This window comes from Beijerinckia mobilis (assembly GCF_000745425.1).
In the GTDB taxonomy this organism is placed as follows: Bacteria; Pseudomonadota; Alphaproteobacteria; order Rhizobiales; family Beijerinckiaceae; genus Beijerinckia; species Beijerinckia mobilis.
Window position 1 is genome coordinate 37804 of sequence record NZ_JQJH01000024.1, and the last position, 14179, is coordinate 51982.

Here is a 14179-nt window from a genome sequence, read left to right on the forward strand (position 1 = left end):
CTATGTCTAGCAAGAATGAAACGCTGATTCGCATGGCTAATCAGATTGCGACCTTCTTCCGTCCCTATTCCCGGGAAGAGGCCGTGAAGGGCATTCGAAGCCATATTGAAGCCTTTTGGTCACCGACCATGCGGCGCGATCTCTGCATATTGATTGCGAAAGACCCGGACGGGCTCGATGCTATCGTGATTGAGGCGGTGCCCTGCGAGATCGAGAACCACGAGAACGCGTGAGAGGGCGGCAGCATCGTCTTGTCACGGATCGTCTTGCGGATGTTTCGGCAAGACCTCTTCTTGCAGTCTCGGTTCGGGCCAAGCGTTAAACCGCCTCGGGCTTGAGCTGAGACGGCAGTGATGATGCGTGTCTGCTTCACGTGTCGATGGAAAGCACTCTGGTCTTGGGATCAGTGCGCAATATCAGGCGGGCTTCCAGGCCCACCTTCATGAGATCTGGCACAATGACTGATCCGCTCATCGATCCGTTTCGCCGGCGGATCAGCTATCTTCGCGTCTCCGTCACGGATCGCTGTGACATGCGTTGCCTTTATTGCATGGCGGAAGACATGGTGTTTCTGCCACGTTCCGAAGTCCTTTCGCTTGAGGAACTGGAACGGCTGTGCAAGGGCTTCATTGCGACCGGTGTGCGCCGTCTGCGGATCACCGGCGGTGAACCGCTCCTGCGGCGGGGTATCGACGATTTTCTGTCCGCGCTCGGATCCTGGATCGGCCGTGCCGAAGGGCCGGGGCTCGACGAATTGACGCTCACCACCAATGGCAGCCAGCTTGCGCTTCATGCCGATGCCTTGGCCGCAGCAGGGATCAAGCGGATCAACGTCAGTCTCGATACACTTGATCCGGCGCGTTTTTCCACCATCACGCGGACTGGTAAATTGCAGGCGACTCTCGACGGCATCACGGCCGCGCGGGAGTCGGGCCTTGCCGTGCGTGTCAATACGGTCGCCATGCGCGAGGTCAACGAGGATGAATTCGACGATTTGATTGCCTGGTGCGGGGCGATTGGCGCTGATCTCTGTCTCATCGAGACCATGCCCATGGGTGAAGTCGGTGAGAACCGTGTGGATCGTTATTTGCCGCTGTCCCTTGTTCGTAGCCGTCTTGCCCACCGTTGGACGCTGGAAGAAACCCGGTATGAAACGGGTGGTCCCGCGCGTTATGTTCATGTGCGTGAAACCGGCCGCCGTCTCGGTTTTATCACACCTATGACCCATGGTTTCTGCGAAAGCTGCAACCGCGTGAGAATGACCTGCACGGGCAAGCTTTATCTGTGCCTGGGACACGAGGATTATGTCGATCTGAAACAGGTCTTGCGGAGTGGTACGGATGAGACCCGCTTGATCGAGGCCATTCGTGCGGCGATCGGCATTAAGCCTAAGGGGCATGAATTCGATCTTGTCTCCACATCCGGGACTGCGGGAAATCCGGCGCGCCACATGAGCATCACTGGTGGGTAAGGATGTAGCGCCTTCGATGTGACGTATCTTCATTCGGGATGCGGCGCCACCTGATGCCAGACCTTGATCTTTAGGCTTTTTGCCGCGCAAATTCGGAGGAAAGGCGAGTTTCTTGGCCCCTTTTCAACGCTTTCGGTTGAGTTTAGAAAAGTTCTTGCATCGCAGCAGAAATCGCGTAGTCTCAAACGTATTCACAAGGACCCGGTGAAATTCCGGGTGGCTCTTCTGGCCGCCGATCCGCCAGACATCGCTAAACCATATCGACTAATGGTGACGGCCAAGAGGCCGGGTAATTCCCATCACGCGACGTCGACAGCTCTTGCTACTGGTTTTCCGATCCGTTCACGGTTCATAACGTGAAAATAACACGCTGAAATCGCTTCAGCCATTTTACTTGCGACAATTTATTTAGGCTGCAATTCCATCAGGAATTGGCCGCTCTATCATGCAGTAGCACGAGAGTTCATTATTGAGGGCGTTTCGATCTTTGATTGGGCAGCGACATCATTAGTTGCAATGGTATTGCTACAATTCATTGATTTCGATGCAATATAATTCTCACACAAACTACCGTTTTTTGGGCTTCTTTGGTCTTTTTATCGTCGCCGGTATCACTTTGTTCTGGGTGATGCTGTGTGGACTCAGATCTGTTCATTCGCTGCCGGCGCCGCCCCTGTCAGCGACATCCTGTATTGATGAAAAATTCAAATATCTGGCGGAGCGGGAGATCGACAATGTCGATTTTCTGGCCATCGGATCTTCGGTGACATGGCGAAACCTTGATCTAACGCCCTTCGTTTCAACCCGTATCGCCAGCGATCCTTTAAACGCGGCACCTTGCTATCTCAACTTCCACCAGACAGCGTTTTTAGGAGAATTTCTTCTCGACCATTTGAAACATGTCAAGACGGTGATGACGATTGTGGCACCGCGAGATTTCGAACAATGTTCGCAAGGCGATGGTGCCTTTTTCGATAAAGACCAGGCGGCGTCCTATGTGTTTGGCCATGGGTCTCCATTTCTCATTTATGCGACAAATTTCCGGCCGTTGCCCTTTTTCAAGGATGCTATAGCCATTGCGCGCAGGCGCTCAGACATCGCCGTGCCGGGCGGTTCTGTCGTCATGGGACCTTACGGCTCCGGCCCGATCGAAGGCCATATCGATGAGACGATTGATTGGCCTCCTCCCGCTATCCTCGATAAAGAATGTTTTCGCGCCCTCACCCTATTCGAACAGTTCCTCAAGGCGCGTGGAATAGAATTTGTCGTCGTTCGCTTCCCAACCCGTCCGAGCCTGAGGCCGCAAGGCGATCCTCAACGAGAGCTCGAGGACAATTTCGACCGGCAATTGCGGGAGTCACTCCACGCCGAGACGACGAAGCTCATTCCCGGTCGAACGCTTCTCAATGATCGCGCTGTCTATTTCGACAACGTGCATTTCAGCTGGCATGGCGCGCAAGCGTTCTCGGCGGCTCTCGCCGCTCAGATACAAGCCATGACAGAATCAATGAAACATCAGGGAGGGATGTAGGTGGATCGCGTCGCTTCGCGATCGCCTATGCCTGCTCCCGCACAAGCGGTTTCTTTTTAAGTGTATGGAATTTATTGCAGAATCGAATTTTTGTTTTCTGCTCCAGGCTGCAGGATGGAGGGAAATCGTGCTTTTCAATTCATTCAAATTTATTCTGATCTTTCTGCCGGTCACGCTCATCGGTTATTTTCTCTGTGCGCGGATCAACAGGACGCTTGCCTATATCTTTTTGAGCGCGGCCTCTTTCGCTTTCTATAGCGCCTGGAGTTTCGCTTACGGCGTACTGCTCGTCGTACAGCTCACAGCCAATTACCTCATAGGCTATCGCCTGGGAATTTGGCGCGATTCCGATTCCCGTGCTGCCAGGACATTATTGACAACCGCCATCGTCATGAATTTGGGGCTCCTCGGCTATTTCAAATATACAAACTTTTTCTTGTCGACATTGGGAAACATCCTCGACGTTCGTTTTGTCACCCTGAACATCATTTTGCCCCTGGCGATTTCCTTCCATACGTTCCAACAGATCGCCTTTCTGGTCGATGAATATCGCGGCAAAGCGGCTCGCTACACTTATCTGGAATATCTTCTTTTTGTTCTGTTCTTTCCGCAATTGATCGCCGGCCCTATCGTTCATCATTGGCAGTTGATTCCACAGTTTCAGAAATCGGCCATGCGGTTCGATCCTGGCTATTTCGCCACCGGACTGACATTCTTCGTGTTCGGCCTTGCCAAGAAAGTCCTCGTGGCGGATCAATTGTCTGGCATCGCTGATCCGGTCTTTGACGGTGCTCTTGCCGAGACCCCTGGATTCATCGCCGCGTGGATCGGCACGATGGCCTTCGGATTAGGGCTCTATTTCGATTTTTCCGGCTATTCGGATATGGCGATCGGCCTCGCGCGAATGTTTGGCATCAATCTGCCCTATAATTTCAACTCGCCTTACCAAAGCACGTCCATCATCGATTTCTGGAACCGCTGGCATATAACGCTTTCGCACTGGCTGCGTGATTATCTGTATATTCCGCTCGGCGGCAATCGATGCGGAAGGATCCGCCGATATGTCAATCTGATAGCGACGATGCTGCTCGGTGGTCTTTGGCATGGCGCGTCCTGGAACTTTGTCGTTTGGGGCGGGTTGCATGGCTTCTATCTGATCATCAATCACTTCTGGCGAAATCTGAGAGGGCATGATGCGCATGTCCAATCCCGCTTTCCCGCAATCAATTGGCTGATCACGCTACTGGCCGTAAGCGGCGCATGGGTGTTCTTCCGCAGTCCCACATTCGCGCATTCATTGATTGTTCTTAAGGCTATGGTGGGTCAGACATATCTTGCTGGCGTCCCGCTGGTTCCGATACCCAATTCCAGCCTGGCTCTTCTCATCCTCGCCGGTCTTATCGCATTCACTTTGCCGAACTCACAAACCATCGTCGATGGGTTGGCGCAGATAACACCGGTCAGGATCGTTCTGCGCTGGCGTCCCAGCCCGCTCTGGGCCGGGGGGCTCGCCGTTCTCGCCCTATTTGCCGCGACGCGGTTCAATATCGTGCGTGAGTTTGTTTATTTTCAGTTTTGAAGGACTATGTGGGGGACATAGGATATTGTGGGAGCGTTTCCGGATTTATCCCAAACATTCCGGATGTGAAAAATTGCAGGGTCCTGATTACGAGCTGGCGAATAAGGCCGCTGTTTCTTTTGGGCTGGTCGTCAGCAAAATGACGAGCCTTTGCCCATATGCGCCTGTATATCGGATTCAGGATGACGAATGGGATATAGTTATAAAGAGGACTGGATATCCGAGATCATCCGCTCAAGTCATCGCCGACTGGCTTCACACGTTAAGAGCACGGAACATAAAGATTGTTGCACCCTTGAGTCAATTTGCACCGAACCCTCGTGTGATACAGGATTCCGATGTTTGGTCTTGGGTCATCTATCCGTTTGTAGATGGTCATTCATATACAGCTAGCAGAGATGAGCTCAGACAAGCGGGGCGTCTGCTTGGACAAATACACTTAGAAGGTGAAAATCTCGGCCGTGACATGTTAACCATCAATGAGCTTCCTATACCCAGCAAAACAAAGGTCGCAGCGAATTTACAAAAATGCGCTGACAACATCGATCGTTGGTGTCCGGAAATTCTAGGCCAGTTCACTGCGAAAGTGGCTAATATCACTGGTGAAATCTACGATACTTTTAGAGATCGCAGATTGGCTTTGCCACTATCAGCTTGCTGTTGGGATTTCAAAGCCTCCAATCTAATTTTCTCTGACGTCGGCGTACCTACGCTAATCGACCCAGATCACGCTGGAAGAATCCCTAGATTGTATGATACGGCTTGTGCAGTGCTTTTGTTTCATTGCGATCTGAACTCATCGCCAGGCACATTGTGGACTCGATCTCAATGGCGTGATTTTTATGAAGGTTACTTTGAAATTTTGGCTTGGATGCAACAGGAATACGCAAACTGGATATTTGTCCTCAAAGCCGCATGGCTAGACGAAGCTTTGTGGCTTTTGGCACATTTTACGGAGGGGTGGCAGCGGGAGGGCGAGCGAACATACCTCAGAGAGCTAGCAATGGTGGATTTTGATATATACACCTTAGGTTAGAGTATCGAGGCTGCCAGCCCATCGGGAGTGGCGTATCCGGCGCAAATAGGGGCGCGATTTCGGCCAAATGGGCGTCGAGAAGACCTGTTTGACCATGCAAATATCAGCAGCCGGACAGCGGTAACAAATCCTCTTGTTAGGTGCTCTTTATCGGAGTGTTTCCGGATATATCCGAGACGCTTTAAGCGAGATCGAAAAATCCCTTTGCCGTATCTTTTTGGCTGTTGCCGAACTGGCCGGATTGTCGCTTCCATGCCCGAGCATAGGCGCCATCAGCAGCCAGAAGCTCCGCATGAGTCCCCTGTTCGACGATCCTGCCGTGATCGAGCACGATCAGACGGTCCATTTGGGCGATGGTCGAAAGCCTGTGGGCAATGGCGATCACGGTCCGTCCCTGCATCAGGGCGGTGAGCTGTTCCTGAATCGCCGCTTCGATTTCGGAATCGAGAGCCGATGTTGCTTCATCGAGAATGAGAATTGGCGCATTTTTGAGGATCACCCGGGCGATGGCGATCCGCTGGCGTTGTCCGCCGGATAATTTGACGCCGCGTTCCCCGACCTGCGCCTCGAAACCGCGGCGGCCTTGGTGATCCTCCAGCCTTTCGATGAACTCGAGCGCATGTGCCTGCTCCGCCGCCGCGCGGATTTCTTCTTCCGTCGCACTCGGCCGCCCATAACGAATATTGTCGCGGATCGAGCGATGCAACAGCGACGTATCCTGTGTCACCATGGCGATATGGGCGCGCAAGCTCTCCTGTGTGACTTCGGCGATATCCTGCCCGTCGATGAGGATACGTCCAGATTCCACATTGAAGAAGTGCAGGAGCAGATTGACCAACGTGGATTTGCCGGCGCCGGAATGGCCGATGAGGCCGATTTTCTCGCCTCCGCGGATGGAGAGATCGAGATCATGCAGGACGCCGCGCTGCGTGCCATAGCCAAAGGTGACATGATCGAAACGGATCGCGCCTTCGCCAACCCGCAGTTTTCTCGCTTCGGGAGAATCGGACATCTGGCGCGGTACGGCGACGGAGCGCATGCCCTCCTGCACCGCGCCGACTGCCTCGAAAATGGTGGTGACGCTCTGGGAGATCCACCAGGCCTGATTGGTGACCTGCCAGACAAGCGGCAGCGCCGTCGCCACGATGCCAAGCGAAATCATGTCGTTTGTCCAGAGGGCGAGGGTGGTCGCGCCCATGGCGGTGATCAGGCTCGCATTCAGCAAGGACAGGAGCAGGCCGAAGATCGTATTCAGCCGCTGCTGCGCACGGAAGGCGCGTGTGTGGTCGTCGACCGCCTCGCGGATAAAAAGATCTTCCTCGCGGGCGCGGGCAAAGAGTTTGACCGTCAGAATATTGGTGTAACTGTCAACGACGCGGCCGGTGAGGGCGGAGCGTGCATCCGAATTGGCGCGCGAGCGATCGCGCATGCGCGGTACGAAGGCCCATAGCAATAAAAAGAAGAGAACGAACCAGAGGGCGAGCGGCAAGGCGAGCAGTATGCTTTGCGTGCTCAACATCAACAAGGCGCTGGTACCGAAGACAATAACCCGCCAGAGCGTATCGACTGAGGAGACGATTGTTTCTCTCAGCGATGCGCCGGTCTGGACCACGCGGCTCGCGATCCGCCCGGCGAAATCGTTCTGAAAGAAAGCCCAGCTTTGGCGCACGACATGCCAGTGGTTCTGCCAGCGCGTGAGATTGGTGAGGCCGGGCGTCAGGATCTGGTTGGCGACGAGACCATGCATGAAAAAGACGGCGGGCCGCACAAAAAGCACGACCACCAGAATGAGGGTAAGCTCGCGCCCATGGGATGACCACAGCCTGTGCGGCTCGGTATCACCGACCATGCTGATGACGCGCCCGAGAAAATAGGGCAATGCGAGATCGACAAGCCCGACCATGCAGCTCGTCGCAAACAGCATGAAGACGAACGCTTTGACCTGTTTCGCGAAATGCCAATAGAAGCCAGTCAGGCTTTGCGGCGGAGCGGCATCGGGGGCGATTTTGGTCGGCTGCAGGAGATTTTCAAGAAGATGAAGCATGGAATATCTGGCGCCGGAGGGTTCGAGGGCGCCTGTTGCCTGAGCGCATCCTGATGGAAGAAAGGTCTTGTCTTGATGTCATTCCCGGTGATTACCGGGATGTTGAGGCATGGTTCGTTCCAATGATGACGCCGATGATGGGGCCGATTGGACGCCATTGGTCGTCGCGGTTGAGGGCTGGCGCATAGAGGCTGGAAATGGAGCCATCGAGGAACAGGGCATCGGGGCAATGAAGAATGTCCCGAAACAGACTCGCGAAGCGGAAGAAAGTGACCGGCTCCTCGGAAATGGCAAAGATCACTTCATGGTTGTTTCTGACGCCGACGCCGTTGCGGATCTTCTGCGAGGTCCCCGTCATCGCGATCTTCGGATGCAATTGATTGTCGGTGACGAGCAAGGGGCCGGACTGGGTCGCATAATCCGGCTTGAGACCGGATTGCAGAAAGTGGCCGGTTTCCATGACTCCGGCGGTGCCATAACGGCTGAAATAGAAAACCCCGTTGGGTTTCATGTGGAAATTGCCTGGCCCGTTGCGCATGTTCGCCGAATGCAGCAGATGTCCTTCCTGAATATAAAGCCCGACGGGTGTGAGATCCTCGTGGAACATGCCGGCGTTCATGGCGAATTCCAGCCTTTCGCCGCGCGGCTGCAAACCGGCGCGCAGGGCGCTGAACCCTCCATAGGCTTGTCCGTCCGGCTGTTGCCAGAAAAGACGCAGATCGCTCTTGCGGCTGTCGAAACGGCAGATCGTAAAGTTCAAACCCTCATCGGAAAGGGATGAGCAGGGCTCGGCTTGTGCCGGGTGCAGACCGAAACAATAGGAAATGGCAAGCAGAAGGAGCAAGATCCGCAAGGCCGGCGCAATGTGTTTAGTGAAATTAAACATCCGAACTGACCAATTTGTTTCTTTCAGTTTGACTAAACGCAACGGAGAGATACATTGGCACCATGAAACTCGGCGAATGGCTGGAGCGCAATCAACTCACTCGGTCGGAGTTCGCCCGAAAGATCGGCCTTTCCAAAGGCTCGATTTCACAAATGTGCAACCAGCACAAGCCCTGGCTCTCCCGCGAAACGGCGGAATTGATTCTACGCGCGACGGAAGGTGCCGTCACGCCGAACGATTTTCTCGATTCCGGGCTCTTCTTCTCGCCTTCACTCGTTGATCCTGAACATTCCCGCGCAAGCCCAGACATTTGCCGCGCAAGCAAGGAGCGCTTCATCATGCGTTACTCGGTCGCTCAAGCCATCGAAGCCATCGGCAAGGGCGAGCTGGTCATCGTCACCGATGACGATGATCGTGAAAATGAAGGGGATCTCATCTGCGCCGCCGCATTATGCACGCCGGAGAAGATGGCTTTCATCATTCGCCATTGCTGTGGCATCGTCTGCGCCCCGCTCACCAACGAGGAAGCCCGCAGGCTGCATCTCGCGCCGATGGTCGCCGCCAATGATGCGCCGCATGGAACCGCCTTCACCGTCTCGGTCGATGGCAAACATGGCCTGACGACGGGCATTTCCGCGGAACAGCGCTCCAATACGGTGCGGGCGCTTGCAAACGGCAATATGGGCGCCAATGATTTCGTGCGGCCCGGGCATATTTTCCCCTTGATCGCGCGGGAGGGCGGTGTGCTCATGCGGTCGGGCCATACCGAAGCGGCGGTCGATCTCTGCCGGCTTGCCGGCCTGCCGCCGGTCGGCGTCATTTGCGAATTGACCAATGATGATGGCACTGTCATGGCCGGGGCCCAGATCGAGGCTTTCGCTGTCCAACATGGGCTGAAACGGATTTCCGTCGCTGATCTCATCGCCTACCGGCAGGAGCGCGAGAAACTGGTCGAGCGTGTCGCGACCTTCACCGTCGAGGGGATCTGCGGACCGCTTACCGGCTATGCCTTTCGCACCCCGTATGACAGCGTGCAGCATTTTGCTTTCGTGCAAGGGGAGATCGGAGATGGCCGGGATATGCCGGCGCGTCTGCATCGCGTCGATATCATTGCCGATGTGATTGCCGGTGGCGTGACCATTCATCGGATCCTGTCGAAATTCCATGACGAAGGGCGTGGTGTGCTCATCCTTCTGCGGGATGGGACTGCCGGTGTCCCCGCGCAGATTGCCGGGGCGGACAAGATGGATTCCGAAGCGCAACGGACCAGGGAATGGCGCGAGGTGGGGCTTGGTGCGCAGATCCTGCGGGATCTCGGCATCAGCTCGATCAGGCTTTGCGCTTCGAAGCCGATGACCTATGTTGGCCTTTCCGGCTTTGGAATCGAGATTGTTACGACGGAAGGGCTGGAATAATCCAGCCGCCGGGGAAAGTTCGTGTCTGTGTTGCGCCGTCCATCTTTTTCCTCGGTGGCTCTCACAATCGCCTTCTGGGGTCTGGTCTGCGTAACATTCCTGCTTCTTGGTCTTGCTGTCTGGTATCAATTCTCCGGATTACGGCGCTGGCTCACTTTGGTGCTTCTCGGATGCTGTGGCATTGCCTTGCTCCTCCTGCAGCAGCGCGAGCATGACCGCCTTGCCTGGCTTGGGCTTGCCCTGGTTGCTATTGCGGCCTGGGCATGGTGGGGGTCGATCAAGCCGTCCAATGATCGTGAATGGGCGCTCGACGTCGCGCATGGCGTGACGGCGGAAATCGATGGAGACAGGCTCGTCCTGCATAATGTGCGGAATTTCGATTGGCGCTCGGAGACCGATTTCACACCGCGTTGGGAAACGCGGATCTATTCGCTCGATGCGTTGAAATCCGTCGATCTTATCAGCTCCGTCTGGTCGAATCCGGCTATCGCCCATACGCTCATCAGTTTCGGCTTCGATGATGGCCGCTTTCTCGTCTTCTCGGCGGAAATTCGCCGTAAGAAAGGCGAGGCATTTTCCGAGATTGGCGGCTTTTTCAAGAAGTTCGAGCTTGTTCTTATCGCCGCCGACGAACGCGATATTCTGCGGCTACGCACCAATATAAGGCGCGAGACGGTTTCCCTTTATCGGCTTGATCTGACGACACGGCAGCGCCGCGCCTTGCTCTTGTCCTTCCTCGACATGGGCAATGCACTGGCGCGGGAGCCGCAATTCTACCAGACGGTCACTACCAATTGCACGACCGTGATCTTCAAACTGGCGCGGCTGATCGAGCCGGGCACACCGCTCGACTGGCGTATTCTGCTCTCGGGCTATCTGCCGGATTATCTCTATGATCACGGCATCATTGAGCATGATTTGCCGCTCGCGGCGGTTCGGCGCGAGGCGGTGATCAGCGAACGAGGACAGGCCGCCGGGACATCGCCGGATTTTTCTGCGCGCATCCGGGCTGCCGTGCCCTGAAGCGGTGTCTCACCGTGTGTCCCGCGATAGAGAGGGCGCTCACGCCCCCATTAGTGTCAGCACATGGACCGCGACGGAACGCGCAAGGGATTCAAGATCATAACCGCCTTCGAGGATCGAGACGATGCGCCCGTTGGCGTGACGCTCGGCGAGTTCCATGATCTTTGCGGTCACCCACAGGTAATCAGGCTCGACGAGATTGAGATTTCCCATGGGGTCGAGGCGATGGCTGTCGAAGCCTGAGGAGATCACGATGAAATCCGGATGGAAGGTATCGACCGCTGGCAGGATGCGGTTTTCCATCGCCTCCCGGAAGGCAACGCCGTCATCGCCGGCTTTGAGCGGCGCATTGACGATATTGTTGAACTCGCCGGTTTCACTGGCAGCGCCCGTGCCGGGAAATAGCGGCATTTCATGCGTGGAGGCATAAAGAACGCTGGCGTCGGACCAGAAAATATCCTGGGTTCCGTTGCCGTGATGGACATCGAAATCAATGATGGCGACGCGCTCGGCACCATGGACGGCTTGCGCGTGACGGGCAGCGATGGCCGGTGTGTTGAAGAAGCAGAAGCCCATGGGCGTCTCCTTCTCCGCATGATGACCGGGAGGACGGGCGGCCAGAAAGGCATTTTTCGCATCGCCGCGCATGACTTCATTAACGGCGGCAGTCGTACCACCCACGGCATGGGCGATGGCTTCCCAACTGCCGGGACTGAGGATCGTGTCGGGCGCTATTTCGACATAGCCTTCCGCCGGACAAGCCTTCTGAATCGCGTCGACATAGGCTTCTGGATGCACGCGTAAAATGGCTTGGCGGTCATTTCCCGGCGCCAGCGCGCGATGCAGCATTTGAAAACGTTCATGCTCCAGCATCTGGTCGATGACGCGAATCCGGTCGGCGCGTTCGGGATGGCCGGGGCCGGTGTCATGGCCGGCGCTGGCGGGGTGACTGAGGAACAAGGTTGTCACAAGCGATCCATAAGCGAAACAGGGTTGGTCCGGATGGAGAACTGGCGTGAAGCATAGGTCGAGCCATCCGCAATCGGATAGTCATTAGGGTCTGCCGAAAGATCCGCGTGGGACGTCACTCTGTTCACGGCGATGCCGCAGGTGCGCAGGGGTTCTTGTCCTCGTGCCGGATGACCCAAAGGGTCGGCAGGATCTTAATTCATCCACGCCTCGCAAATCGCAACCGGTCATCAGGGACGAAAGGCCGCCGCCTTGCGATCGCGCGGCCAAATATTGATGCATGATAGACATCAACACTTGGAATAAAATTACGATAAACGCAGGATTGGCGTCATGCAACTCGCGATTATAGCCCGAAGGTTCCTTTCGGGTGGGACGGGTCGAACGAAGTCCGGGACGCGAGGATGCGAGATTTCGGCATGGCTCCGTCACCGATCGTCACCTCGACGATTTCCGGCGGCCGGTTGAACCGGACGGGCACGAAGGAGGTGCCGAGCCCGCCTGAAACGATCATGTGGTGGCCATCTCGAACGACGTGGCCGTACATCATTTCGGGTGGCAGATTGAGTTTGCTATGGGCAGCAATTCCCGGAAGATTGATCTGTCCCCCATGGGTGTGACCGGCTAGGGTGAGCGCAATGCGATGCCCGGATAATTGGGCGCGGGGGTTGATGATCCGGGCGAAAATATGCGGCTCATGCGCGAGGAGAAGAACGGGTGCCTCGTCGTGAATCTGGGCGAGCGTGCCGGGCAGATCCTCGGGGCCGCGTTTCCATCTGTGATGGTCGTCGAAATAGCCTGTCTGGTCGCCGAGACCCGCGATCCAGAACGCCTGATTATCCTTTTCGAGCCGTAGGGATTCGTTCTCGAGAAGTTTGATCGGTGTATGGACCAGGGCGCGGCGGATCGATTCCCCTTTGTCTCCTCGCATCGAGGGCAGGGGGCCGTGCAATAAATCATGATTGCCGAGTACGGCATAGGTTCCCAAAGGCGCGTGCAGAATGGAGAGCGCCTCCGCCCATTGTTCGGGCCATACGGGCAAGCTTGCGACATGATTGCCGCCGTTGAAATCACCGAGAATGAAAATGATGTCGGGGGCCAGAGCATTGGTCGCCTCGGCGATCAGACGCACACGGGCCGGAGACATCCACGGTTCGCAGGCATGAATATCGGAAAGGATGGCCGCTCGCAGAGTCAGGTCCGAGGGCCAATGCGGAAGCGTTAGGCCATATTGTGTAATATCGAGTCTGAGGCCCGCTTCGACCACTGTCGAATAGGTGCCGACCCCCGCCGTTGCAAGGATGCAGGTGCCAGCCCCCTGGAGAAAATGCCGACGGGTGATCAGAGCCATGGCAATCGTTGTCGCCTCGTAAAAAGAAAAACCAATGCGATTGTTGGCATCCGCTCGAACGGATGGACAGGCCGGACCTGTCGGAATGAGACGAAACCTTTGTTGCCTTTGCTTTGCAGACTTGACCATGCAAAACGAAAGCCCGACTAGAGCATTTTTGATTTCTGTAGAACTGCTTCGCGATGAGAACAGCTTGAAAATACTTTAATTTTTTAACTGGAGCGTTTCCGGATAAAGCCGAAATGCTCTAGCGTTGCTCCGTACAAGCACGGTCAATCCTGCCTGCCGTTTTCATATAGGCTGTTTCGGAACGATTTGCTTGGAATGTTGTCTATTTGAAGAAGAATACCGCGCGACTCGTCATATTTGAAGATGTGCGGTCACTTTTGCGTGAATCGCATCGAATGGTTTCGAAATGCTTCAGGGGAGGGAAATATTTAGAGCTGCTCTGATGTGAAATCGGATGGATTGTCGAAGGACTCTGCTTTCAATCAAGTACGGGCGGGAAATCCAAAAGAAGCATGCCGCTTTTGTATTCATTGTACTTGATTCGCTGCGATGGAACTATTGGTCGTCGATGGTTTTGGCCGCAGAAAACCGAATGGATCTCGTCGCGACGAAATTTTGGTGCGAGTGCTGCTTGTATACATGAACGCGTTGATGAGCGCCACGCCGTTTCCCGGATCCTCCAGCAGCACACAAAGCGGGCTGAAACAGGGTGCAATGTTTCAAACACTCTCTCCTTGGAGAAATAAGCAGGTACGATGGCCATGCACGTGATCTGCGATGCACGTGCATGCACCAAGCTTCAATGCTTATGGTTTTTGTGCGGCTTCGCCTCGTCGAAATGCTGGGCACATTCAGGCGATAGATT

General features: G+C 55.4%; 11 protein-coding genes and 1 other annotated feature. Of the genes, 7 read left to right on the forward strand and 4 right to left on the reverse strand.

What is annotated here, in order from left to right; all coding sequences use genetic code 11:
• The first annotated feature begins 2 nt into the window (after positions 1-2).
• The 5 genes from DL88_RS15705 to DL88_RS15725 all read left to right on the forward strand — a co-directional run bounded on the left by DL88_RS15705 (position 3) and on the right by DL88_RS15725 (position 5617).
• Positions 3-233, forward strand: a complete 231-nt coding sequence (locus DL88_RS15705) for a formate dehydrogenase subunit delta (RefSeq protein ID WP_034998181.1) — start codon at positions 3-5, stop codon at positions 231-233.
• Between the two features lie 224 nt (positions 234-457).
• The gene (gene moaA / locus DL88_RS15710) at positions 458-1471 is read left to right on the forward strand and encodes a GTP 3',8-cyclase MoaA (protein WP_034998183.1); all 1014 of its coding nucleotides are present in this window, start codon (positions 458-460) and stop codon (positions 1469-1471) included.
• A gap of 194 nt (positions 1472-1665) precedes the next feature.
• Positions 1666-1721: a sequence feature (sul1 is cis-regulatory element that is thought to sense ions involved in sulfur or methionine metabolism; They are found in Alphaproteobacteria), on the forward strand.
• A gap of 294 nt (positions 1722-2015) precedes the next feature.
• The gene (locus DL88_RS15715; RefSeq protein ID WP_156971148.1) at positions 2016-3002 is read left to right on the forward strand and encodes a hypothetical protein; all 987 of its coding nucleotides are present in this window, start codon (positions 2016-2018) and stop codon (positions 3000-3002) included.
• A gap of 127 nt (positions 3003-3129) precedes the next feature.
• Positions 3130-4581 carry an MBOAT family O-acyltransferase gene (locus DL88_RS15720; RefSeq protein WP_034998265.1) on the forward strand — a complete coding sequence of 484 codons (1452 nt, stop codon included), beginning with the start codon at positions 3130-3132 and terminating at the stop codon, positions 4579-4581.
• Positions 4582-4606: 25 nt separating this feature from the next.
• Positions 4607-5617: a phosphotransferase enzyme family protein gene (locus DL88_RS15725; RefSeq protein WP_156971149.1), complete on the forward strand. Its 1011-nt coding sequence runs from the start codon at positions 4607-4609 to the stop codon at positions 5615-5617.
• Between the two features lie 181 nt (positions 5618-5798).
• Here the strand turns inward: DL88_RS15725 and DL88_RS15730 are convergent, their stop codons facing one another.
• Together DL88_RS15730 and DL88_RS15735 are read right to left on the reverse strand one after the other, a co-directional pair.
• Entirely contained in the window at positions 5799-7661 is a 1863-nt protein-coding gene (locus DL88_RS15730) for an ABC transporter ATP-binding protein (protein WP_034998190.1), read from the reverse strand.
• Positions 7662-7752: 91 nt separating this feature from the next.
• Positions 7753-8547, reverse strand: a complete 795-nt coding sequence (locus DL88_RS15735) for a phosphodiester glycosidase family protein (protein ID WP_034998193.1) — start codon at positions 8545-8547, stop codon at positions 7753-7755.
• Between the two features lie 62 nt (positions 8548-8609).
• Here DL88_RS15735 and ribB point away from each other — a divergent pair, with 62 nt between their 5' ends.
• Complete coding sequence (gene ribB, locus DL88_RS15740) at positions 8610-9962, forward strand: 3,4-dihydroxy-2-butanone-4-phosphate synthase (RefSeq protein WP_034998197.1); 1353 nt, start codon at positions 8610-8612, stop codon at positions 9960-9962.
• Positions 9963-9983: 21 nt separating this feature from the next.
• Positions 9984-10985: an Lnb N-terminal periplasmic domain-containing protein gene (locus DL88_RS15745; RefSeq protein WP_051956062.1), complete on the forward strand. Its 1002-nt coding sequence runs from the start codon at positions 9984-9986 to the stop codon at positions 10983-10985.
• A 39-nt stretch (positions 10986-11024) separates the two neighbouring features.
• Here DL88_RS15745 and DL88_RS15750 read toward each other — a convergent pair whose 3' ends face one another.
• Together DL88_RS15750 and DL88_RS15755 are read right to left on the reverse strand one after the other, a co-directional pair.
• Positions 11025-11954, reverse strand: coding sequence for a histone deacetylase family protein (locus DL88_RS15750; protein ID WP_034998200.1), 930 nt, complete (start codon positions 11952-11954; stop codon positions 11025-11027).
• 346 nt (positions 11955-12300) lie between these two features.
• Entirely contained in the window at positions 12301-13305 is a 1005-nt protein-coding gene (locus tag DL88_RS15755) for a metallophosphoesterase (protein ID WP_084705234.1), read from the reverse strand.
• Positions 13306-14179 lie beyond the last annotated feature (874 nt).

What these genes read in the sequence shown, in the direction of transcription:
- moaA (WP_034998183.1), top strand. Translation starts at nt 458, where the DNA reads ATGACTGATCCGCTCATCGATCCGTTTCGCCGGCGGATCAGCTATCTT.
- ribB (WP_034998197.1), top strand. Translation starts at nt 8,610, where the DNA reads ATGAAACTCGGCGAATGGCTGGAGCGCAATCAACTCACTCGGTCGGAG.
- DL88_RS15715 (WP_156971148.1), top strand. Translation starts at nt 2,016, where the DNA reads ATGCAATATAATTCTCACACAAACTACCGTTTTTTGGGCTTCTTTGGT.
- DL88_RS15755 (WP_084705234.1), bottom strand. Translation starts at nt 13,305, where the DNA reads ATGGCTCTGATCACCCGTCGGCATTTTCTCCAGGGGGCTGGCACCTGC.
- DL88_RS15730 (WP_034998190.1), bottom strand. Translation starts at nt 7,661, where the DNA reads ATGCTTCATCTTCTTGAAAATCTCCTGCAGCCGACCAAAATCGCCCCC.
- DL88_RS15705 (WP_034998181.1), top strand. Translation starts at nt 3, where the DNA reads ATGTCTAGCAAGAATGAAACGCTGATTCGCATGGCTAATCAGATTGCG.
- DL88_RS15735 (WP_034998193.1), bottom strand. Translation starts at nt 8,547, where the DNA reads ATGTTTAATTTCACTAAACACATTGCGCCGGCCTTGCGGATCTTGCTC.